The 21594-nt window shown below is 60.3% G+C and carries 22 protein-coding genes and 1 pseudogene; 8 read left to right on the plus strand and 15 right to left on the minus strand.

Annotated elements, in window-relative coordinates; genetic code table 11:
* Window positions 1-313: 313 nt before the first annotated feature.
* The 4 genes and pseudogenes from PU724_RS31810 to PU724_RS31825 all read left to right on the plus strand — a co-directional run bounded on the left by PU724_RS31810 (window position 314) and on the right by PU724_RS31825 (window position 4287).
* Window positions 314-895: an NAD(P)H-dependent oxidoreductase gene (locus PU724_RS31810; protein ID WP_354425657.1), complete on the plus strand. Its 582-nt coding sequence runs from the start codon at window positions 314-316 to the stop codon at window positions 893-895.
* Between the two features lie 168 nt (window positions 896-1063).
* Window positions 1064-2389 (plus strand): LLM class flavin-dependent oxidoreductase, encoded by a 1326-nt coding sequence (locus PU724_RS31815; RefSeq protein WP_354425663.1) that lies wholly within the window; start codon window positions 1064-1066, stop codon window positions 2387-2389.
* A 72-nt stretch (window positions 2390-2461) separates the two neighbouring features.
* Window positions 2462-3386: pseudogene (locus tag PU724_RS31820) on the plus strand (TauD/TfdA dioxygenase family protein).
* A 28-nt stretch (window positions 3387-3414) separates the two neighbouring features.
* Window positions 3415-4287, plus strand: coding sequence for an ABC transporter substrate-binding protein (locus PU724_RS31825; protein ID WP_354425655.1), 873 nt, complete (start codon window positions 3415-3417; stop codon window positions 4285-4287).
* Window positions 4288-4319: 32 nt separating this feature from the next.
* On the opposite strand, the gene PU724_RS31830 is transcribed toward PU724_RS31825, so the two are convergent.
* The 3 genes from PU724_RS31830 to PU724_RS31840 are packed head-to-tail and all read right to left on the minus strand — an operon-like array spanning window position 4320 to window position 7353.
* Window positions 4320-5150, minus strand: coding sequence for an ABC transporter ATP-binding protein (locus PU724_RS31830; protein ID WP_354425661.1), 831 nt, complete (start codon window positions 5148-5150; stop codon window positions 4320-4322).
* A complete protein-coding gene (locus tag PU724_RS31835; protein WP_354425653.1) occupies window positions 5150-5932 on the minus strand; it encodes an ABC transporter permease in 783 nt (260 codons plus the stop codon). Before PU724_RS31835 ends, PU724_RS31830 begins: the two co-directional genes overlap by 1 nt.
* An 8-nt stretch (window positions 5933-5940) precedes the next feature.
* On the minus strand, window positions 5941-7353 hold the full coding sequence (locus PU724_RS31840; protein WP_354425652.1) for an ABC transporter substrate-binding protein: 1413 nt from the start codon (window positions 7351-7353) through the stop codon (window positions 5941-5943).
* 334 nt (window positions 7354-7687) lie between these two features.
* On the opposite strand from PU724_RS31840, the gene PU724_RS31845 reads away from it, so the two are divergent.
* The gene (locus tag PU724_RS31845) at window positions 7688-8533 is read left to right on the plus strand and encodes a Crp/Fnr family transcriptional regulator (RefSeq protein ID WP_354425650.1); all 846 of its coding nucleotides are present in this window, start codon (window positions 7688-7690) and stop codon (window positions 8531-8533) included.
* On the opposite strand, the gene PU724_RS31850 is transcribed toward PU724_RS31845, so the two are convergent.
* The 10 genes from PU724_RS31850 to PU724_RS31895 all read right to left on the minus strand — a co-directional run bounded on the left by PU724_RS31850 (window position 8516) and on the right by PU724_RS31895 (window position 16884).
* A complete protein-coding gene (locus PU724_RS31850; RefSeq protein ID WP_354425648.1) occupies window positions 8516-9472 on the minus strand; it encodes a HEAT repeat domain-containing protein in 957 nt (318 codons plus the stop codon). The two genes, PU724_RS31845 and PU724_RS31850, sit on opposite strands and share 18 nt — an antisense overlap.
* A 1-nt stretch (window position 9473) precedes the next feature.
* Window positions 9474-9707 (minus strand): 4Fe-4S dicluster domain-containing protein, encoded by a 234-nt coding sequence (locus PU724_RS31855; RefSeq protein ID WP_354425646.1) that lies wholly within the window; start codon window positions 9705-9707, stop codon window positions 9474-9476.
* Window positions 9708-9717: 10 nt separating this feature from the next.
* A complete protein-coding gene (locus PU724_RS31860) occupies window positions 9718-11454 on the minus strand; it encodes a fumarate reductase/succinate dehydrogenase flavoprotein subunit (RefSeq protein WP_354425644.1) in 1737 nt (578 codons plus the stop codon).
* A gap of 9 nt (window positions 11455-11463) precedes the next feature.
* Window positions 11464-11751 (minus strand): gamma-butyrobetaine hydroxylase-like domain-containing protein, encoded by a 288-nt coding sequence (locus PU724_RS31865; RefSeq protein WP_354425642.1) that lies wholly within the window; start codon window positions 11749-11751, stop codon window positions 11464-11466.
* A gap of 177 nt (window positions 11752-11928) precedes the next feature.
* On the minus strand, window positions 11929-12066 hold the full coding sequence (locus PU724_RS31870) for a hypothetical protein (RefSeq protein WP_292236392.1): 138 nt from the start codon (window positions 12064-12066) through the stop codon (window positions 11929-11931).
* A gap of 103 nt (window positions 12067-12169) precedes the next feature.
* Window positions 12170-12997: a hypothetical protein gene (locus PU724_RS31875; RefSeq protein ID WP_354425640.1), complete on the minus strand. Its 828-nt coding sequence runs from the start codon at window positions 12995-12997 to the stop codon at window positions 12170-12172.
* The gene (locus PU724_RS31880) at window positions 12994-13584 is read right to left on the minus strand and encodes a glycosyltransferase (protein WP_354425638.1); all 591 of its coding nucleotides are present in this window, start codon (window positions 13582-13584) and stop codon (window positions 12994-12996) included. Before PU724_RS31880 ends, PU724_RS31875 begins: the two co-directional genes overlap by 4 nt.
* Window positions 13505-14443: a hypothetical protein gene (locus PU724_RS31885; protein WP_354425637.1), complete on the minus strand. Its 939-nt coding sequence runs from the start codon at window positions 14441-14443 to the stop codon at window positions 13505-13507. Before PU724_RS31885 ends, PU724_RS31880 begins: the two co-directional genes overlap by 80 nt.
* A gap of 549 nt (window positions 14444-14992) precedes the next feature.
* Window positions 14993-16012, minus strand: a complete 1020-nt coding sequence (locus tag PU724_RS31890; protein WP_354425635.1) for a DUF5666 domain-containing protein — start codon at window positions 16010-16012, stop codon at window positions 14993-14995.
* Between the two features lie 11 nt (window positions 16013-16023).
* Complete coding sequence (locus tag PU724_RS31895) at window positions 16024-16884, minus strand: DUF6502 family protein (protein ID WP_354425633.1); 861 nt, start codon at window positions 16882-16884, stop codon at window positions 16024-16026.
* A 408-nt stretch (window positions 16885-17292) separates the two neighbouring features.
* Here PU724_RS31895 and PU724_RS31900 point away from each other — a divergent pair, with 408 nt between their 5' ends.
* Together PU724_RS31900 and PU724_RS31905 are read left to right on the plus strand one after the other, a co-directional pair.
* Window positions 17293-17703, plus strand: a complete 411-nt coding sequence (locus tag PU724_RS31900) for a Ros/MucR family transcriptional regulator (protein ID WP_354425659.1) — start codon at window positions 17293-17295, stop codon at window positions 17701-17703.
* Window positions 17704-18342: 639 nt separating this feature from the next.
* On the plus strand, window positions 18343-18558 hold the full coding sequence (locus PU724_RS31905; RefSeq protein WP_354425631.1) for a hypothetical protein: 216 nt from the start codon (window positions 18343-18345) through the stop codon (window positions 18556-18558).
* 287 nt (window positions 18559-18845) lie between these two features.
* Here the strand turns inward: PU724_RS31905 and PU724_RS31910 are convergent, their stop codons facing one another.
* Together PU724_RS31910 and PU724_RS31915 are read right to left on the minus strand one after the other, a co-directional pair.
* Window positions 18846-20081, minus strand: a complete 1236-nt coding sequence (locus tag PU724_RS31910) for a hypothetical protein (protein WP_354425629.1) — start codon at window positions 20079-20081, stop codon at window positions 18846-18848.
* A 105-nt stretch (window positions 20082-20186) separates the two neighbouring features.
* Entirely contained in the window at window positions 20187-20720 is a 534-nt protein-coding gene (locus PU724_RS31915) for a hypothetical protein (RefSeq protein WP_354425627.1), read from the minus strand.
* A 420-nt stretch (window positions 20721-21140) separates the two neighbouring features.
* Between PU724_RS31915 and PU724_RS31920 the strand changes: the two genes are divergently transcribed.
* Complete coding sequence (locus PU724_RS31920) at window positions 21141-21491, plus strand: DUF6998 domain-containing protein (RefSeq protein ID WP_354425626.1); 351 nt, start codon at window positions 21141-21143, stop codon at window positions 21489-21491.
* Window positions 21492-21594: the final 103 nt, after the last annotated feature.

Below are 21594 nucleotides of genomic sequence, written 5' to 3' on the forward strand. Positions count from 1 at the left end.
CGCTGCCCATCAGCCAAGCCTCCGATCAGGCCCGAGCCGAACTAATGGCTTCCTTCAGAAGCAGAGAGCGATCTGACGCGGGGCGTTGAGTCTCGGTGGCTGTCGTCAAGCAGATCAGCGCTAGAGGCGGGAGTGTCTGGCGCTGATCGCCGACACCTCGCTGTCGGGCCTGCGCGTCGTGCGCGAGCTCGACACCATCATCCGCTGTCTCAGCCGCCGCCGCTCCTTCATTCCGCAGGTGCTACGTCCTAAGAGCGGAAGGAAATGGAGCAGACAGTCAAAGTCTCTCTGTCCGTCAGCATGCTCTCGCTGCGTGACGCTCGTCAAGTTGCATGATCGAACCAAGCGGCTTCCACCGGCTAAGGAAAAGGTCTCGTCCATAGCAAACACAGGGTACGCTGATTGCGGCCCTTATAGTCGGGCAGGTCGCCAAGAAGATCGCGCAGCTTCAACTACTTTCGATGTCGAGGATCTCGGCCCGTCCTTTGCGCACGCCAGGCGGCTCAGCGACCTTGATCCGTCGGCCAGAAACATCGTCGAGCAATTGTCGAGCGCCGCAGTCCTGGTGGTCGGCTCGCCGACGTTCAAAGGCAGCTACACTGGACTGTTCAAGCATTTCTTCGATCTGCTGGATCCATCCTCGCTCAAAGGAAAGCCAATTATCCTTGCGGCGACTGGAGGCGGAGAACGTCATTCCCTCGTCGTGGAACATCAGCTTCGGCCGCTCTTCGGCTTCTTCGAGGCATTGACCATCCCGACAGGCATCTACGCCTCCGACCGGGACTTCGCCGACGGCGTCATCATATCCGAAGCCATCCGCAACCGCACGGAACAAGCCATAATCGAAGCGTGTCGGCTGGTCGCAGAGACGGGCAACGTCAGCCTGGCCGCCTAGGCATTGTGCGGCCGAAAAGGACGGCGCCGGCAACTTGTTAGCCACGCCGCCGAAAATCCACGCCGATCGTCCGCTCCGGCAAGGCGCCATGCTCCTCGTGAATTGTCATCGTTGCTGAAAAGGAGACTGAAGGTGAGCAAGGTTGGGAAGCTGCGGCTTGGCGCCTTTATGTATCCAGCTGGCCACCATGTGGCGGCATGGCGCCACCCGGACACCGCTGCGGATGCGACGACGAACCTCAGACAGCGCATCGCATTTGCCAAGGCGGCAGAACGCGCGAAGTTCGACCTGATCTTCCTGGCGGATGGGGTCGCGGCCCATACGGATGATCTCAAATCCCTCTCCCGGACCGACGAATGGGCCGTCGGCTTCGAGCCTCTGACGCTCCTGTCGGCGCTTGCCGTGGTAACGGAGCGCATCGGCCTGGTGGCAACAGCCTCCACCACATTCAATGAGCCGTTCAACCTGGCCCGAAAATTCGCCTCGCTCGATCAGATCAGCGCCGGCAGGGCCGGCTGGAACCTCGTGACCTCGTCCAATCCGCTCGAATTGGAGAATTTTAGCAATATCAGCCAGTTCGCGCATCAGGACCGCTACGCACGGGCGGAAGAATTCGCTGATGTCGTGCTCGGCCTATGGAACAGCTGGGAGGATGACGCCTTCCTGCGCGACAAGGATAGCGGCCTCTTCTTCGACCGGGAGAAACTGCATATCCTGGGGTACCGCGGACGGCATTTCCGGGTGCGCGGACCGCTGACGGTCTCGCGCTCGCCGCAGGGTCACCCGGTCGTCGTCCAGGCCGGCTCTTCCGAGGCGGGCAAGGAGTTGGCGGCCCGCACCGCGGAGGTTGTCTTCACCGCCCAGCGGACGCTCCCGGAGGCGCAGAGCTTCTATGCCGACCTCAAGGGACGGCTTGAGAAGTATGGCCGCCATCCCGATGATTTGAAGATTATGCCGGGCGTCTTTCCAGTGGTCGGGCGAAGCGAAGCCGAGGCCCGCGAAAAATTCGAGCAGATCCAGTCGCTGATCCATCCCGACATCGGGCTGGAGCTGCTGTCGAATCTCTCCGGTGGTGTCGATCTTTCCGCCTATCCGCTCGACGGGCCGCTGCCGGACCTGAGCGAGACCGAGCGTGGCAAGAGCCGCCAGCAATTGATCATCGATCTCGCCCGGCGAGAAAATCTCACCATCCGTCAGCTCTACGAGACCATCGCCGGGGCACGCGGCCATTGGCAGCTCGTCGGGACGGCCGAGACCATCGCGAACGAACTCGAAGAGCGCTTTAACAAGGGCGGCGCCGACGGCTTCAACATGATGCCGCCGACGGTGCCCGGTGGGCTCGACGATTTCATTGAGTTGGTCATACCGGAGCTGCGCCGCCGCGGCCTGTTCCGCACCGAATATGAGGGCCGCACCCTTCGCGAGAACCTCGGCCTGAAGCACCCCGCTCATCGGGCCCCTCACCGCGAACCCGGCAGCCAGGCGGCCGAATAATCGAAGTCCCCCATCAACCAATCCGGCAAAGGGCCGAGCCACGCCGGTGGCCTAACCAAGGAGCAGTCCCTCATGACCACATCAACCCAACCTCGCCCTACCTTATCCGCGCTTACGATCAAACCGGTCGCTGCGCGGATTGGCGCCGAGATCGCCGACATCAAGCTCTCGGGCGACCTTTCCGACGAGGCGATAGCAGCCATTAATGCTGCTGCAGCACAAGGTGATCTTCTTCCGCGACCAGGATCAGCTCACCGATACCGAGCAGGAGCGTTTTTCCAAGCGCCTCGGCAATCTTGTTCCACATCCAACCGAGCATGTACGCAATGGCACGACCTCGATCCTTGAACTTGACTCGTCGCGCGGTGGCCGCGCCGATGCCTGGCACACAGACGTTACCTTCGTCGATGCCTATCCCAAAATCTCGATCCTGCGCGGTGTGACTATTCCCGAGGTCGGCGGTGATACGGTTTGGTCCAACACAGTGGCCGCCTACGACAACCTGCCACCGGCACTCAAGGCGACCGCCGAACAGCTGTGGGCAACCCACAGCAATGCCTATGACTATGCCGCACAGCGCCCGCATGCGAGCGAGGCCGATCGCCGCCACTATGAAGAGGTCTTTGCTTCCACCGTCTACGAGACCGACCATCCCGTGGTGCGCGTCCATCCGGAAACCGGCGAGCGCTCGCTCATACTCGGCTCCTTCGTGCAGCGTTTCGTCGGCTATTCGAAGAGCGATTCCGAGCAGCTCTACGCCCTCCTCCAGTCTCATGTCCTGCGCATCGAAAACACGGTGCGCTGGCGCTGGCGAGCGAACGACGTCGCCATTTGGGACAACCGTGCCACCCAGCATTACGCCGTCAACGACTATGGCGACAGCACCCGTGTCGTGCGCCGCACCACTCTCGACGGCGACGTACCGGTGAGCGTCGACGGCCGCCACAGCGTCACCCGTAAGAAGCTAGTTCGCGACGCCGTCACCCGCGCCGCCTGACCCTCCCCTCCAGCCAGGATCCTCACTCATGAAATTCGCGCATATCGCAGCCCTGATCGGCGGCCTTCTCGCCACCGGTCCCGCGTCGGCCGAGACCCTCATCCGGATCGGTTATCCCGGAACTGGCATCGACGACCGGCCCTATGCCTATGGCGACTATGTCGCCGTGGCCAATGTGCAGAAGCTTGTCGAGGCCGAGTTCAAGGACGTGCCCGACACAAAGATCACATGGACGTTCTTCCGCGGCGCCGGCCCGGCTCTCAACGAGTCGCTGGCCGCCGGCCAACTTGATTTCGCTGCCGGCCTCGGCGATCTGCCTTCGATCGTCGGCCGCTCGCGCGGCCTTCAGACGAAATATCTGGCCTCAGCCGGGAGCCATGATGCGCTTTATCTCGCCGTACCCTCGGATTCGCAGCTCAAGACGGTGGAGGACCTGAAGGGCCATAAGGTGGCGCAGTTCCGCGGCACTAATTTGCAGATCGCCACCGACCGCGTCCTCGAAAAGCACGGCCTCGCCGAAAAAGATATCCGCTTCGTCAGTCTCGGCTCGAATTCCGCCACGGCCGCGCTCATCTCGGGCAATGTCGAGGCTTCCTTCGGCGGCTCGGAATATCTGGACCTCGCCAAACGCGGCGCGGTCAAGATCATCTACCCGTCACCGACGCAGTCTCCCGCGACCGCTCCGATCCGAATTTCATTGGCCTTCGCGACGAGGTGTTGTCCCGCCTCGGCGTGTCGCGAACCGGAAACGATGCTGCCGCCGAAGTTCGCCGCAGCGCCTGACCGCCGGCACCTCTCAAAGCGGCTCTCACCCTCGCTGAACAGGGAGAGTCGCAGTCCTGGCCAGCAACTGCCCTTGTTCGTCCCGTCCCAAGCCGGAGGCCATAAATTGCCGAGTTAGGGTGGGGCTGCCGAGAGTTCCTCGACACTCACTCACAAGCCCAAGGGAGAAAGCCGGGGCAAAGTATCCCCTTGCCTGTCGCTGTGAAGAAGTTGCAGGCAATGCTGTTTCAGGCGCATGAACTCGCCCGAGGCGATGATCTCGGTCATGCGCGGTCTCTCGAAAGGTACGGTGATTTCCTCTCGGATCCGGCCGGGCTGCGCCTGCATGACGATGATCCTGTCGGCGAGAAGCAGGGCTTCGTCGATATCATGGGTGACAAACAGAATTGTTTTGCGGAATTGCTCCCAGATATCGAGCAGCAATTCCTGCATCCGCAGCCGCGTCAGGGCATCGAGCGCCCCGAAGGGCTCGTCCATCAGCAGGAGCCGTGGCTGGTTGACGAGAACACGCGCGATCTCGACGCGTTGCTGCATGCCGCCGGACAGCTGACCCGGATAGCGCCCTGCAAAGCCGTTCAGACCGACGAGATCGAGCATTTCCTCTGCCTCGAGACGCCGCTGCCCGCGCTTGACGCCGCGCATTTTTAGGCCAAAAGCGACGTTGTCTCGCGCATTCTTCCACGGAAAAAGCGTGTGGTGCTGGAAAACGATACCGCGTTCCGGATGGGGATTTTTTACGGGCTCTCCATCGACGGAAACGATGCCGGCAGCTGGCTTGATATGTCCCGCCAAGGCCCCGAGGAGGGTTGATTTCCCGCAGCCGGATGGCCCCAGAAGACAGACGAATTCGCCGGGAGAGACTACGAAGCTTGCATCACTGACGACTTCGGACGCACAGCTGCCCTGACCGAGCCGGATCGAAACATGACTGGCCTCGATACGGCCCGTCGCCGCGCGAAAGCTGCGCTGATGGGCGGTCATCATTTGCTGTCTTTCGTGTGCCATGGGAGAAGCGCCGCCCCTGCCGCTCGCAAGAGGGCGCTGCTTCCCATTCCGAATAGCCCGATCAGGATCATGCCGACGATGATTTCAGGATAGTTTTGCAGGGTGTAGGATTCCCAAGTGTAGTAACCGATCCCGAACTGGCCGGAGATCATCTCGGCGGTGATGAGACAAAACCAGGCCGTGCCCATTCCGATGGCAAGGCCCGTGACGATGTTCGGCGCCGCGCCTGGAACAATGACTTCCAACAGCATCGCGGTCCGGGTACTCCCCAGGCTGCGCGCGGAGGCGATCAGCCTTGGATCGACACTTTCAACGCCATGGACAGTGTTGAGCAAGATGGGAAACAATGCGCCCATGAAGGTGATGAAAATCATCGAGAGTTCCGACGACGAAAACATCAGAACAGCAAGCGGAATCCAGGCGACGGCCGGGATCGGCCGTAGCAGCTCGAGCGGGGCTTGCAGGAAATCCCCGAGCCACCGTGAGCGACCGATGATGAGGCCGAGGCCGATACCGATCACAGCGGCGATGCAACAGCCCGCCAGGACCCGCTCCAGGCTGCTCGAAACATCGGCAAGGAGCTTGGGCGAGCGCAGGAAATCTAACGCCGCCGACATGACATCCACGGGCAACGGCACATTCTGGAACGTGACTATGCCGAGGTTCAGTCTGATGCTCGATGCGATCTGCCAGAGGATGAGGCAGATGGCGAGCGATCCGGCCCGGCGCGACCAACGCCCTAGATGGAAACGCGTCATGGCCAGCCTCAATTGCTGGCTATTACCGAGTCCTTGGCGGCGGCGAAATCCAGCACCTTGCCACCGTGATCCCTGGCCCATTTCTCGGCGTTTTCCTTCAGCAGGAAGGCGCTGACTTCGCCGCCATCGGCACGCACGAACCAGGCCTGATTGCCGAGCAGCTTGATGCCGCTTTCACGGTCCTGCGCATAAAACACCCTGACCGGCTTCCCCTCACCTTCGATCGCCTTAAGCGCTCTGAATGCGTTCTGAGGCGACGCATAGTGTCGGACGAGCGGCTCACCTTGGACCCAGATCTCGGCAACGCGCTTGGGTTCGCTGATCGCTTCACCGGTGGCAGCATCCTTGGCGTTCAAAGGCAACTGGGCATAGTTCTTGAGCGCGGCATCATAGTCGAGCCCAGATGCCTTGAACGCGGCTTTTATGAAGCGGTCATCGACAAAGCTGTTCACGTCGAGTGACTGGTCGGTCTTTTTCAGCAGCCTCAAGGTGTCGATCGCAGTGGCGACAGCCTGGCGGTATTCCGGCTTCCATGTGAGGTCACGGGTCTGAAGCCCGAGCGGTCCATGGAAAAGGTAGTCGACCTCGGTTTCGACACCCGTCACCTTGGCAATCAGCTCACTGTATTTCTCCGGCTCCTTTGCGATGAGCCGATCGGCCTCGATTGAGGCGCGGAGATAGGCAACAACGATCTCGGGATATTTTTCAGCATAGTTGGCATCGACCAGGGCTCCGTGGAAAGTGGGGGTCTTTGCCTGCGATCCGTCATAGATCTTGCGGGCGAAGCCGCGCCAGGGGAACAGTTCGGCAAATGGGACAAAATCTGCATGCGCCTCGATCTGTTTTGCCTGCAGGGCCGCGCCGGCAACTTCGGGCGCCTGGGTGATGATCTTCACGTCGCTTTCGGAATCCCAGCCCTGAGCCTTGACAGCCCGCAGCAGCATGCCGTGCGAGGTCGATGCGAATGGAACGGAGATCGTCTTGCCCTTGAGCTCCGAGATTGACTGGATGGGCGAAGCGGTCGGCACCACAATGCCGTTGCCGCTGCCGTTCACGCTGCCGGACAGCACTGTGATGAACAAGCTCTTTCTTCCAGCCTTGATATGGGCGAGACCGTTGAACGAGCCGGGGAAATCCGCCATCACGCCGAAATCAAGCTTTCCGGCGATCTGCTCATTGGTGATCGGCGCGCCGCTCGTGAAGTTCTTCCACTGAATGTCATAGGTGACGTCTTTATACTTGCCGTCGTGCGGCAGGTATTTGTCGAGCAGCTTCAACTCACGGATCAGCAATCCGCCGGTGGCGGTATTGATGGTGGTGTCCTGCGTACCGATGGCGACGCGGATGGTTTCGGCATCCGCGCTATGAGCGAATCCGGCCGCCATAAGCGCAACGGCAGCCAACTTTGTGCGAATGTGCATGAATCCTACCTCGTGATTTGATGTGCCGCCATTCGGTCGCTACTTGCTGACCCGCGGCGATTGCCAATCGATGTCACCCAAAGCTATGTGACGGCCGCCCGAAGGCATAAGCAATTACTTGCACGGGTTCGGCCCGGGGTTCGATCGCTGGAGCCCGGTCGGCTCCGCCGTCGAGCTAAAATTATTCTTTCTGATCAATGGCTTATGCAAGGTCGCCCTGAAGCGGAGAGGATAAGAAAATCTAAGTCAACCATGAAAGGCGCAATTATATTCCTTTTTCGTCTATAGAAATTATATACTTTCTTCGCGTGAATGAACGCCGAAGGAGCCGGATATGGGCCTCGAAATGCTTTCAACCGATTTCGAAGCTAAGCGTAGGCAGCATGAGCCGGCTCCCGAATTGCCGCAGCAGGTCGTTCTTCCCGGCGATCGGGCGCTGTTTCTCAGCGAAAGCGCGGAAGGGCTCGACGACGGCGCGCATTTTCTCGATTCCCTAACATCAGACGAGTGGGCGAAACTTAGGATGCATGGCCGACGTCACGCTTTTGCGACCGGTCAGCCGATCTTCACCCAAGGCGACAGGCACGGTGGCATTTTCATCATCGAAAGTGGCAAGGTTCACGTCTTCTACACGGCACCGTCAGGACGCCAAATCACCCTCGCCTACTGGACAGCGGGACATTTCATTGGTGGTCCCGAGATGACCGGCGGCGGGATCCATATCTGGTCCGCAGAAGCATTGAGTGATTGCCGGATGCTGTTCATCCCGGCCACTGCGTTGAAGAAGCTCGTCGTTGAGCTTCCGAATTTCGCGCTCTGCCTTCTGCAGGGGCTTGCAGCGAAGGGCAGATGCTATTCGGCGATGGCTCAAATGCTCGGCACGCGTTCGGTAATCGAACGTCTGGCGCAGTTCCTGATGAATCTCGGTAAACTGCATGGCGTGCGCGATGGGCGGGCAATCGTCATCAATGCCAAGGTGACGCACGACCAGATTGCCGCCATGGTCGGCTCGACACGCCAATGGGTGACGATGATGATGAAGCGCTTCCAAAAGGAAGGGCTGGTAACGGTGACGCCGCGCCACATCCGTATCGAACGTCCTCACGCGCTGATGGAAATGGTTTCCAAGCGCGCGGCGGGTGAGGCCGCTTTTCGACTTCCACTAACCGAGCCGCGTTAGCGCCCAGCGAACGGTCTTGCGTACGTCCGGATCGGCGTCGCCGACCTGTGCCGTGAGAGCATCCCGCGACGACGGATCGGCGATTTCACCGAGCGCTGCCGCAGCCGCCTTGCGGACCGAGGCCGTATCGCTCGTCAACAGCGCGGAAATCTGCCATACGGCTGATTGTGCCTTGAGCTTGCCGAGCGCATTCAGGCATTTTTGCCGAACCTGCCAGTATTCGTCGCGGAGGCTGGCTGTCAGTCCGTCGGCGGCTGAGGTCTGGCCGATACGGCCGAGCGATTCGGCCGCCGCGGCCCGCACCTGCCAGTTCTCATCGTCCAGGGCCACAGTCACCGCGGCCGCCGCCGCAGGCTGGTTCGTGAACGACAAGGCGTTGACTGCAACGGACCGAACGGTGGCATCGGCATCGCGCGTCGCGGCGATGAGGGACGGCAAAGTCTCTTCCAGCTTGAGATAGCCGACGACGCCGAGCGCCTGGGCGCGCACATTGGCATCTGCGTCCCGCATGGCCGCCAGAGCGGGGCCGAGTGCCCTACGCGAACGCAAGGCTTTCAGCCCGCGAAAACCCGCAGCCCGGACGAAGGCGCTTGCATGAGTAACGAGCGGCATAATCGGTTCAGCCGCCGCCGGATCCTTCAGTTCAGCTAGGCTGTCGGCTGCCGCGCAGGCCACCGCCAAATCTTGATCCGCCGCCAGTCGTGCAAGTCCCGCTGCCGCCTCAACGGCATCGAACTCAGACAGTGCGATCGCCACCTGCAAACGCACTGTCGCGTCGGGGTCGGTAACCGCGGTGAGGAGATGCGGCAGTACATCAGCGCTCGCGGTCTCCGTAAGATCGATCACCGCAAGCCGTCGCACGGCCGCGTCGGCATCGTTCAGACGCTCGGCGATTTCGTCGATATCACCAAAATCTTCGAAGGGATCGAATGCAGTCATGTCAGCGCAAAAGATAGGGGATGTTGACGGCTACAGCGCCGGTCGGGCAATCCTTCTCGCACGGCATGCAGTACCAGCACTCGTCGAATTTCATATAGGCTTTGCCAGTGAGATCGCTGATGCGCAGGACATCCAGCGGGCAGACATCGACGCAAACCGTGCAGCCCTTGTCGGCGATGCATTTTGCCTCGTCCACGACGACGGGAACGGTTGTGGGTGAAAGCGCAAGCGGCATGTTTTCCTCGTCAGGCGTGATTGGAAACGCGCAGCCGGTCATAGGCTGTCCGCTCCTCGTTCTCGATGGGAACGATGTAGGGCTGAATGGCCCGCTTCTCAGAAACCATTTGGCCGTCGGACTTGCGGACGAGTGTATGGCAGAACCAGTTGGCGTCGTCCCTCTGCGGATAGTCAATGCGGTTGTGATAGAGCCCCCAGCGGCTTTCCGTGCGGAAGAGCGAGGCATGGGCCGCCATCTCGGCGCAGTCGAGAATGGACGACGCTTCGAGCGAACGCATCAGTTCATGCGCGTCACGGGCGATAACGGCGCTTTCGAGATCATCCCTGACCTCCGCGAGCCGCGCCTGGCCGATGCGCATCCTGGCCGTCACCTTGGGCGGCTGCAGATAGTCGTTGACCAGCCGCCTGGTCTTGTATTCTAGCTGGTTGGGCGGGATGCCGTCTTCACGCCGCGTCGGTGCCAACACGCGTTTGCGCTCCGCCTTGACGAACTCGCTGTCGAAATCCGGAAGGTTGGTTTCCAGCGCGACTTCGGCAGCATGCTCGCCGGCGACGGCTCCGTTGGTGAAGGCGCCGAGCATATAGTTGTGGGGCACGCTCGCCATGTCGCCCGCAGCGTAGAGGCCCGGCACCGTGGTCCGGGCGAATTCATCGACGAAAACGCCCGACGCGCTGTGACCCGAACAGAAGCCGATTTCGGAAATGTGCATTTCGATCATCTTCTCGCGGTAATCGGTGCCCCGCGCCTGATGGAACCTGCCGCGCGACGGGCGCTCGACCTTGTGCAGGATCTCTTCGATCTCGCCGACTGTGTCGGCATGAAGGTGGTTGAGCTTCAGGAACACCGGCCCCTTGCCGGATTGTAGTTCGTTGTAGAATTCCTGCATCATCTGTCCCGACCAGTAGTCGCTTTCGATGAAGCGATTACCCTCACTGTTGGCGGTATAGGCTCCGAACGGACCGGCAACGTAAGCGCAAGCCGGGCCGTTATAGTCCTTGATCAGCGGATTGATCTGATAGCATTCGAGATTCGCGAGCGCGGCGCCCGCATGATAGGCCATGGCATAACCGTCCCCGGAATTGGTCGGATTCTCATAGGTTCCGAAGAGATAGCCGGAATGCGGCAATCCGAGCCGGCCCGCCGCGCCCATGCAGAGGATCACCGTCTTGGCACGCAGCACGAGGAATTCAGCCGTGCGCGTGTTCACAGCAGTGGCGCCCGCGATCCTGCCGTCGCTGGCGATCAACAGGCGCGTTGCCATGAAGCGGTTGGAGACCAATATCCTTTCACGCTTGATCTGCCGATAGAGCGCCTTCTTGACGGTATCGCCATTCGGCATCGGCAGCACATAGGTTCCGAGATGGTGGACCTTCTTCAGGTCGAAATCGCCATTGGCGTTCTTCTGGAAACGGATGCCGAAACGGTCAAGTTCCTGGATGATGTCATAGCAGCGCGACGCATATTTGAAGACAGGCGCCTGATCGACGATGCCGTCATTGGCGATGGTGATCTCCTTGGTGTATTGCTCGGGCGTCGCATATCCCGGGACGACGGCGTTGTTCAGCCCGTCCATGCCCATGCAGATAGCTCCCGAACGCTTCACATTGGCCTTTTCGAGCAGAACGACATTCAGAGCGGGATTTTTCTGCTTCGCCTTGAGCGCCGCCATCGGTCCGGCCGTGCCGCCGCCGATCACCAGCACATCGCAGGTGACTTCCGACAACCCTTCGACAAAATTATCCATTCTCGTTCCTCACGCCGCAGAATCGGCGATTCCGTGCAAATAGCTCCAAGGATAGATGCCCCGGTCGTGACCGTCGGAGAAAACCAGGCGGACGGCATATGACCCGATCGCCTCTGCGCTCGTCACGGTGACGGTCTCAAACGAACGTTCGTTACCCTCGATATCTGCCCGCACCTGCTCTGCCGCGCGGCTGCGCGCCCTCAGCAAGGAGGCCGCGATGAGCGAAACCGAACCGTCATCCCATGTAACGGAGAGAAGGCTGCGCGCGGCAATGACCTTGAGCTCACGAGGTTTCACGGGGTTCCCTGATGGTTCGCCTCATCTTAAGCACCAGCGGAATATGAACACGCAATAAATTGCCTCCACCCAGCTGCTATTGAAACCGCGATAAGTCCTGTTTGCCGCATTGCATTTGAGGGGCTTCGGACCGACAGCCTCGGAGACCGGTGACTTCTCTGGGGTCAGGCGTGCCGATCAGGGCGAATAGCCCGAAGACGTGATCACTCGCGCCGCCTGTATCGATATGGCCTCCCGCGTCCCGCCGGCCTCGATGATCGAAGCGCGGATGCGGTTCTCGTCGATAACAAGGATGGTCAACGAACCGGCGGACATGCGCCTATTGTGCCGGCGGGCCGGAATTGTGCAATGCGGTGGTCGATCGGAGGCGAACTCGGCCCCACGTTTTCAGATCATCGAGGGTCGTCGGCCCTGGACCTCACCAAAAGCCAACAAGCGACCTTAGCATTGCTTTCGCGCCGACCGCCTCCCGGCACGACCTGCGAAACCCGGTCCGCCCCGTTGCTTCAAGCACGTCGTCATCGATGCCGCGCAGGATCGCGCGCGCGTTGCGCCACCCGATCCGGGCAAGTGCGGAAGCCAACTCCGCACGCAGCGGGTCGAACGGAGGCCGATCGATTGCCGAGCTTTCAGTCAGGTCAATGTCATTGCTGGCGTCGAGCGCATAATGCGGAAGCTCCACGGCATGACCAATGTCGAATCGCGGCGAGCGGTCCAGGAAATGAGAAAGCATGTGCAGAGACAGGGCTGGCGCCGAAACGAGGTTCTCGTAGCAGACGAAATGGACAGGAACGCCACTTCGCCCCAACGCATCCATGGCAAAGTAAAATTGGTTCCAGTAGTCGAATGGTGTCCGGAACCGGTATTCCATACTGCCAGGTCGCGTGAAATCCTGCCTGACCTCGAACGGTCCGCGGAGGAAGGAACCGAAGCTTTTCTTCGGCCTGAAAATGGTGTCGTTCCTTGCCAGCCGGTACCAGGAGAGAATTTGGCTGACCGGATCCTTGCTCATCACGACAATCGGCAGGTCGCCATACAGCAGATCGCGCCCGTTCATCAGGGCCGGGAAAATCCCGTGCTTCCAGAACCCCTGATCGAAGACGACTGGCACCTTCAGATAGCGTTCGATCAGATATTTGGCGAGATTTGTACCGGATCTCGGGGTGCCCATGACACGAACGCCGACGGTGTGTTGGCCAAAGCGCGTCGGGGAAGCGATGGACGCTGAAACATTCATGATGGTCACGGTTCCACCCGCCGAAAAGCCGGCTGCTCGGCCGCCAGTTCGCCCGCTCGCGAAACCGTCCGCGTCGCCGGGCGCTCCGGTTGACGGATCATGGGTCCTAGATCGCTAGTATCGAGCGCGGCGACATGGCCAACTATTGTCGTGAAAAAATCCCGCTCGCGGATCGGGCGATAACGCGACGCGATCATCCCACGCAATTCCGCGAGCCAGGTGGGATCAGTGCAGGCTTTGGCGACGGCGGCGCACCAGGCTTCGACATCGTGCGCGGGAAGCGTCGGCATCAGCCCCTGCGTCGCCTCGGTCAGCGACGGAGCATCGGAGATCAGAACCGGCAGGCCGAAATCGAGGCACTCAGCGGCCCCCAGGCCCCAGCCTTCCACCGCGGAAGGGTAGACGCTGAATTCGGCATCCCGGTAGAGCTCCGCCAGTTGCTGATCGCTGAGGTTGGAGCGGAACTGAACATGATCGCGAAGCTGAGGATTGGCCTCCATGAAGGCCACCAGCTCGTCATACATCCACCCCCACCGTCCGCACAGAACCAGCGTCGGCAGCCGGTCGCCCAGCAAAGGCAGAAGCCGATGCCACACCTTGAGCAGCAGGATGTGGTTCTTCCTGATCTCGATCGAACTTCCGGCCTTGGCTTTGCCTCTCGGTGCGCATCCGTCCATCTGCGACGCCTTCCTTGAGAAAGGCGCCGGGCGAAGCGACCGCCACTTCCGGTATACGAGCAGGATTGGAGGCCGTCGCATGGCATCTCACCCTGTCCGCCGTGTATTTCGACACGCAGACGAGCAGATCGGAATTTTCCAATTGCCACGCCGTGTTGCGGACGAAGCCGCGCGCGTGATGAGGCCCGACGAAGTGCGGGAAGTCGATCGGGATAAGATCGTGCATGATGGTGAAGATGCCGCAGCTGGTAGTTCCCGCGACCTTCTTGGCGGCAATCTCATGCACGCTCGCGCTCGACAGGAAGCACACGGCGTTGTCGTCCTTCAGCGGATCCTTCGTCCCGGTCTTCCTCGCGCGCAGGCATGATTTCATCGTCTTGAAGAGGCGAATGGCCGTCTTGGAGAGCTGGAACTTGATCCCGCGCCGCTTTTCCGAGCCCGAGACGAAGATCGCCGCCACGCGGTCGAACTCGCGTCCGAAATCGAAGGGCGCATCCCGCAGGATCGACAGCACCTTCCCGAGGCGGGCCAGATACGGCCTGTCCTCTCCGCCGACGGCTTGCGGCAGCTCACCCTCAACCAGCCGCTTCAGGTAACGAAGCTCCGCTTCGCCCAGCATCCGGCCCCGCCCCTGCGCGTCGACGATGAAGAAGCCGACCGGCGAGGCGCGCCATCGAAGCGCCTGGCGGACAAGTGCCGTCTCCACGCGCGGTATGCCCACGGGCGGATGAGGTCCCCATCGAAAAGGCAAGCTCGCGTCGACATACAGTTTCTTCAATGGATTACCTTCAAATCTACTTTGATTTGCCGACAAATCGGATGAAAAAAGCCAGCCGCAGCTCACCGTTGCGAACTCGGCGAGACCCGCACCTGATCTTTGGACCGGTCAGGCAATCAATTTCTGATGGCTTGAGCAAATACGTGGGAAAAATACCCACGTCAAGAGTTCGCATGAAAACGCCGGCCCGCCTCTCATCCAATGAAGCTTGACATGTGGGTAATTTTCCCACAAAATCTTATCGTTGAGTTTCAAGCCGTTTCGACCGGGCCTGCCGCGCGCAGACCCGGATTGAATTTCGGCGGATCACCTGCCCCCCGCATGATCCGCGGAAAAGCAGCCGTACCGAAAAAGCTCAGACCACCCACCCCGGTACAAGAGCCCGTGCGACTGCGCCGGCCGGTTCTGTCCCCTCGCAAAAGACAGACCGGCCGGATCCCACGCCATCCCGAGACAGCGGTGATTCCGAGAAGCCGGCGCCGCAAAACACTCAACATTGCCGCCGGGCAAGGTCCCGGCGATCCTTTGCCCCTCGGCTTATCCTGGCCCTTAAGGCGAGCCTGGACCACCTGGTCCGCCCGGTCCGCCGGGACCACCAGGCCCGCCGGGTCCGTTGGGGGCGCCGTTCGGCGGACCCGGCGGCCGACCGGGCATGCCAGGCTGGCCTGGCGAGTGCGGGCCGGGATTCGACTGACGTGAGGCCGATACGATATTGCCCGACCGGTCGAATCCGACCGCAAGGAACGCGCGCACCACTGCCGTCGATTTCGAATCGTCGCCTTCGACGGAAACGCCCAGACCCGATTCCAGCCGACGTCCCTGACGCCGCAGGAAGGTCTCGTAGAGCACGCTCGCGACATCGGCCTGCGGAACCGGTGTCTCCGCCTCGATGCGCACCACCTTATAGCCGCCGGTGACCTTGGCCAGGGTCAACTCGACGCGGCGGTTCGCAAGCTGCGATGATCGCGGCCCGATATTAAGCCGCCCCACCAGCAGTGACCCCGACTTCACGACCGCCAGGCCGCGAACCAGGTAACGTGTCTCGGATGGCCTGGCCTCTATCAGGCTTGCGACGATTCTCCCGTCCGGCCGGCGAATACCGTGGACGGCCACGATATCGCCCTTCCTGACCGGCATCGCTGCAACGCCGCCGGTATCCACGCTCTGTCCCAGAACCAGGATCGAGCCGCGACTTGTGCGCTCGACGGGTCCGACGACCTCGCTGGTGACATGGATTTGCCGCGTGACGACGCGATCCGCATCCTGTGTCACCGCCACGCGCACGACATGTCCTACCTTGAGGCTGCTCGCGGTGGCGGCGACGGCGTCAATCCAGACGGGCACATCCGGACCGTAGGCGACCCGCACATCGTTGACGAAGATGCTGCCGAAGCGCTGTATGGTTCCCACTATGCCGGTGCCGCCGATACCGTGATCGTCCCCCGTTCCGGCCGTCCAGCCGGTGCCGCCGATACCCCGGTCGCCCGACGTGTCCGTCGCCCTCGCGAAAGCACTGGACAGCGCCGCCGGAAAGGCGGCGCCGAGCGCCAGGAAATTCCGCCTCGTCAACCTCCATTCCATTAGGCGTCTCCGCCGGCAGGCTTGGAAGAGTCTTCGCCGGCGAACGATGCGCCATCGGCGGTGAGGATGTAGACGCCGCAATTCCATCGGCTAGTCCCGCCGGGATCGCTTTTCACCGCCTGATTCGCATGCTTGTTGAGGTGGAGCAGCGTCTCGACCATGACCTTGCGGCTATAGGCTTCGAGCGACCTGGCAAGGTCTTCCGAGAGACCGTCATAGTGGACGGCTCGCTCGATGAAAGGCGGTTTGTCGGCGAGTATGTTTGCGACGGCAGCGACGGCATGGTCCTGAAGATTGCGGGCAAAGTAATAGAGCCTGACCTCGCCGTCGTCGCGCGGCGCCATTGTCGATTCCATCAGGACGATGCGATCCTCTTCATCGGTCTCCACGAGCTTGCGATCGAGCCAGTCGTCGAGAACCGCCCTCGGCCGCAAATCGCGCGTCACCGACTCCACCAGGCCCGCGAACGAAGCCTCGCCGGTCTCGGCCATTCGCGGCAAGGGCAATGGCGCGCCCCTGACGTCGGTGAAAATCGGGTCAGCAAGCCAGCGCGCGACAATCGCGCTTGTCCTCGAAACGGAGTCGGGTATGATCCGGACCGGGGCGCCGGCGCCACGCAGACGGCTGACCTCCTTGCGATGGACGCCCGTCAGCAGGCTTACCCTGCTGTCCGTCTGCGGCTTATCGGGCAGCGTGAACTCGTGCTCCGCCACGTTGACGTAGAGTTGCCGCAACAGGTCGACGAAGGTGGGAAACGTCACCCCGCACTTGATCGCCAGTCGCACCAACGGGCGAAGCACCCGGTTCAACGCGCTCTGGACACCCGCGGCATCCAGATATTGTTCCGCCGATTTGCTCATCGCCGTCCTTCACCCGTCAATCGTTCACCTATGCCCCGAAATTCCTGCCGAAAATAGCCCGTGGGAAATGCTTCCACAATAGTTGGCCAGCAATGCAGCCTGTTCACCCGCTATCCCGAATTCGCAGGGAGTGCGTTCATATCCCGTTGCCGGCTCCCGGTTTCGCAGGTCGACAGCTCTCCCTCAGGTTGACACGTGTGAACTTTTCCCACAATATGTTGTGGCGAGGCAGAATCTCGCGTTGATCGCCGCCAGGGCTTGACCGGCAATAGGAGAGCGCTTTTGAAAAGGCCTTATGTGAAACCGGCCATAACCAGAGCGTTGGATGGGTTCGACCGGCCAGCGGGCAATGTTGACCGGATCGACCTCGCACATCGCAACGGGAAGAACCTTTCAGACCAAGACGGCATCGCCCCAGGCAAGGACGGCGTCGATTCAGCCGTCTCCCTGACTGCAAGCGTCGTATCCGCCTATATTGCGAACAACCCGCTGCCCGCGGCCGAACTCCCGGAATTCATAGGTAAGATATATGCCTCGATCAAACTCATCTCGATCGGATCGCTCGATGTTCAGCCCCACGAGGTCAAGAGCGTCGCCCGGGCGAAAAAATCCGTCACGCCCGAATTCATCATCTGCCTCGAGGACGGCAAGCGCTTCAAATCGCTGAAGCGGCACATCAAGGCTCAGTACGGCCTTACGCCGGATCAGTATCGAGCGAAATGGAACCTGCCGTCCAACTACCCGATGGTGGCGCCGAACTATTCGGCAACCCGCTCAAAACTGGCCAAATCCATGGGTCTCGGCCGAAAGATAAAATAGGCTCCGGAACGACCGCGACGCTACGGTCGTTGCTGGCGGGCGACGGGAACACCTATAGCTGTTCGCAAAGACATTCACACGGCAGGCGTCCCGGTGCTCTGCGCTTCATGCGAGGCCCGGCATCGCGCATGCGGCGCGCTCAACTCTGAGCAGCTTGCCGCCCTTGCCAGGTCGACGAAACGGCACAATGTAATTGAGCGATGGCCATCTCAGGGTGCGAGGCTTGGGATGGCCATTGCAAAAGAGCCACCGTTCGGGGGAACCCGGATGGCAACCCTATAAATTCAGACTTGGAAGGAATGGTTCCGTGGCCAGGACCGTTGGCTGTTCCTGACATTCGGGGTTGGACGTGCGAGCCGGAACGACTACTCTCGAAACTTCTGCTGTCGTTGCTCCCTTTCTCATATCCATGGGCATTTGGGGGAAGTCGAGAAAGCCGAAGCGGCCGCCGGAGGAAATTCGGGCGGAGGTCGCCTCTGAACGCCTCGACCTCCAGGTCAAAATCATCAGGATGATGTTGCCGGGAGCCCTCGTCGGATTGCGAGAGACTAACTTCCTCGCATCTGTCGCGATGTGCGCGATACTTAACACGACGCCGGGGAAGACCCGAATGAGAAGGAGAAAAATACCATAAAGTACATGGAGATCCTCATCCGCGCCGTCGACCACGGGATCGAGGAAGAGACGCAGGAGGCGCAGCAAGAATTCCAAAGGCTCTTCCAGGAGCGGTGGGCTGCCTATCTCCTGCCTGCCGCATACCTGCTGGGCGAACCGGACACCTACTTCGACCTTGAAAAGCCGTTGTACCAGCGCTTGGCTGACAGGATGGACTTAAACCGACGCTGGTGGAGTTGATCGAGATGGATTCCCAACTGCGGGGGATCATCAGGGACACGGCGAAGCGCGTCTGGCCACTGATGCAGGACTAAGGCCTCCATGCCGTCGGATCGATGCCCGCTGCTTGCGGTATCGTTGGCTCCCAACCTGTTGCTACCTTTCGTGAATCAAGATGATTGCGAAATTCCGGCCCAACAGCGGTGCTCCGGTTCCAATGTGGTTGATATCGGCAACCAAGCGACACTCCGCTGCTGTAGAGGCAGTCCGCTCCAATAGGATCCCACGGAATAAGCTCGCAAATGCCATTACAGATGAGAAGCCCCAGAGCCGCGCGCCTTCACATCCTTCAGATCGATGGTTTCCCGGACACCTGATCCTCTACGTCCAATGCCACTCGGGTAGGCATGGATCGTGTATCCCATCTCTCCAGCGATACGCACCAACTCCGACCGCGTTCCAATTTTCCGCGCAAGTGCAGTGTCGTGCAGCCTAAGCAAATTGAACACACTGCCGCTGGCCACGCCCTCGTAATCGGAAAGCCAGGACGGAGCACGCCGTTCCGCGACAGTCCTCTCGATAAAACCCTCGACTGCGAGCAGTTCGGCTTTTGACAGAATGCCTGAGCGGGAAGGGGCACACTTCTCGCGGGCAGTAAGTGCGCGCTCGCTCGGAACGGTTGGCCGTTGGTCAAGATGGCTGGGACTGGAGACACTCGCGGAGCTCTTTGTTCCTTTGAGTTCGATTCTGTAGGCGGTTACCGGTCGCCCATTCGATCCGGTAGCCTTCCATTTTCGAACGGCATGGCCTTTGGGTTCGACTTCCTTCAGGCAATTGAGGTACGGACCGCCGTTGATGGCCGTCACCTCGGCCGTGGTCGCTCCTTCAGGCCGCAGATATAACGCGACAGCGCGCTGCGTTTTCGTCCCGGGTGAGAACCCTAGTAGCTTGACCGCAATGCGATCATAGTCGGTCAAATCGCCTGCCTGAGATACCGCAACCTCGGTAACCGCCTTGGCCCGGCCCACCTCCTCCGCAGCAATCCCGGAATGTCGGGCAATACTCTCCAATGTCTCGGGCGGCTCCGCAGTCCCTTCGGAGAGTTGGTTGGAGAGTTCTGGGGTGATCCTCTCGTCAAAAGTATCCTTTGCCAGACACTCGTAATCCAATACCGCACTGGTGGCCATCGGCACCGCTATTGCATCCGGATTGCACAGCGATTCAACGGTTCCGAAATATGCGGAGAAGCATTGGCTGTCAGTATCAATCTGAATGGTCAGCCAGGCAGGCACGGCGCCATACTCGCGCGCAGCTTTCCGGACCTTTTCAGCGTAGATATTGTAGCCGCCGTTTAAGCTTCGGTTCCGCTGGCACTTGTTACGTGCCTTGACGGTGATGAAGTAACGTGCCGCTTGCCGTTCAGCAAGGAAATCACCGCCCGCATGATTGTGTCTGAGGTCTCGGATCGACAAGAACCCTGCCTTTCTCAGTAGTTCCTCAGTCCAGCGCTCACCCAAATCACCCAGCCTTTTTGTTCTGGTCATAGGCAAAGTCCTCCAACCCTTCACACCGGAGGCACCCCTTCATCAGCATCTCGTCCTACTAGCATAATGCCCCAAGGCACCTTGTGGGGGGTGCGGAATGCAAGACTAGCCGATCGCCGAAAGAATGCGAGACAGGGCGTTATTTGCCGCTCGCACTTCATGGGTTAACTCGCTCTCCGGTTTCGCTGAACCGGAATAAAACACAATATCCTCATAAGGACTGGAGCCGCGTGTCAGGACGCGCAGCGTGATCGACGTGATTTCCTCGGTCTGCGACTTCGACCCCGTTACCGCCCCTGCCACGGCCCCGAGAGGGCCAAGAAGAGCACCGCCAACGACAGCGCGGCCAAGCTGAGAACCGCGATTGGATTTTATCGACGTCCTGCCCTCCTTCATAACCGAAGCGGAAATGACGTCGGCCTTGGCGATGGTCCGCGATCCGTACTGGCTCGCGACAGTCACTGTTCCAGACGAAGAAACGGAAATACCTTGCGCCCCGTCACGCGAAATGAAGTTCACCCCAGACCCCAGCTTGCCCTCCGTCCTAGCCCGCGCAGCCGCTTTGTGCTGACTATCCCAAATAGCCCCAAACACCCCGAGAACCGCGACGGCGATGCATATCCAGATAAGCCAGTCCATGATTTTCCCCTCCTTTTCCCAACGACAGTCTTCACAGATCGACCACGTGGACACAAGCCGCAGCATGTCCCCTGGCGCCGGGCTCGTCACAACCGGGCGCCAAGAGAAGGAAGGCAAGGCCGTAGAGCGCAGCGTCAACGCAGCTTTCGCCCCGTGCGGTTATAGAGAGCAGACGCAATGGGCGGCTCGATTGAGCCTGAAGCGCTCATACTTGACCGCATCTTGCTGATTGGCTTCCGATACAGTACGGACTTCCAAGGGGTGTGAAATGGAAGATGATATCTCGGATCGGGCGTTCTATGACGATGGAGAGTGGGTTTCCTGGTCCGACGTGGAAGAACAGCTTCGATACCAGGAATGGCGAGCAAAGTATCCTAATGCGATAATATAAGATCTTTGATTCCGTATTTTCAGGATCTCTTGTCGCTGGCGGAAAGCTACCACGTTGAGACAGGTCGTCATCTCAATGTGTATGGAGACATTGGGGAGCTCTTCGGCGCCATCACGTACGGAATAAAGCTGAACAAGAACTATGCGCAGGGTGCTGATGGTAGGCTTGGCAACGATCATGTTGAGATCAAGACCATCACCCCGTTCAAGTCCAATGACGAGGTTGCCGTGAAGGTGTCAGGTAACTTCAGCAAGCTGCTCGTCGTGAAGATCAACGCGGATTTTGAAGTCTCATCCCGGATGGTCGATCGCTCGAAGCTTCCCAAAACGGCGAAGCCTTTCCTCAGGATAAGGTGGGAAGATCTGCACGTGGCCAAATGACGGGCTTCGTCGGCATTGCAGCCGTTCCGCGTGCCAGCCGTGGGTGACTGCTCACCACCCAAAGCCGTGATTTAGCATGGTCTAATATCTGGCGGGCTTTACT

The sequence above is a fragment of the Mesorhizobium abyssinicae genome, from assembly GCF_049887195.1.
GTDB classification, from domain to species: domain Bacteria; phylum Pseudomonadota; class Alphaproteobacteria; order Rhizobiales; family Rhizobiaceae; genus Mesorhizobium; species Mesorhizobium abyssinicae.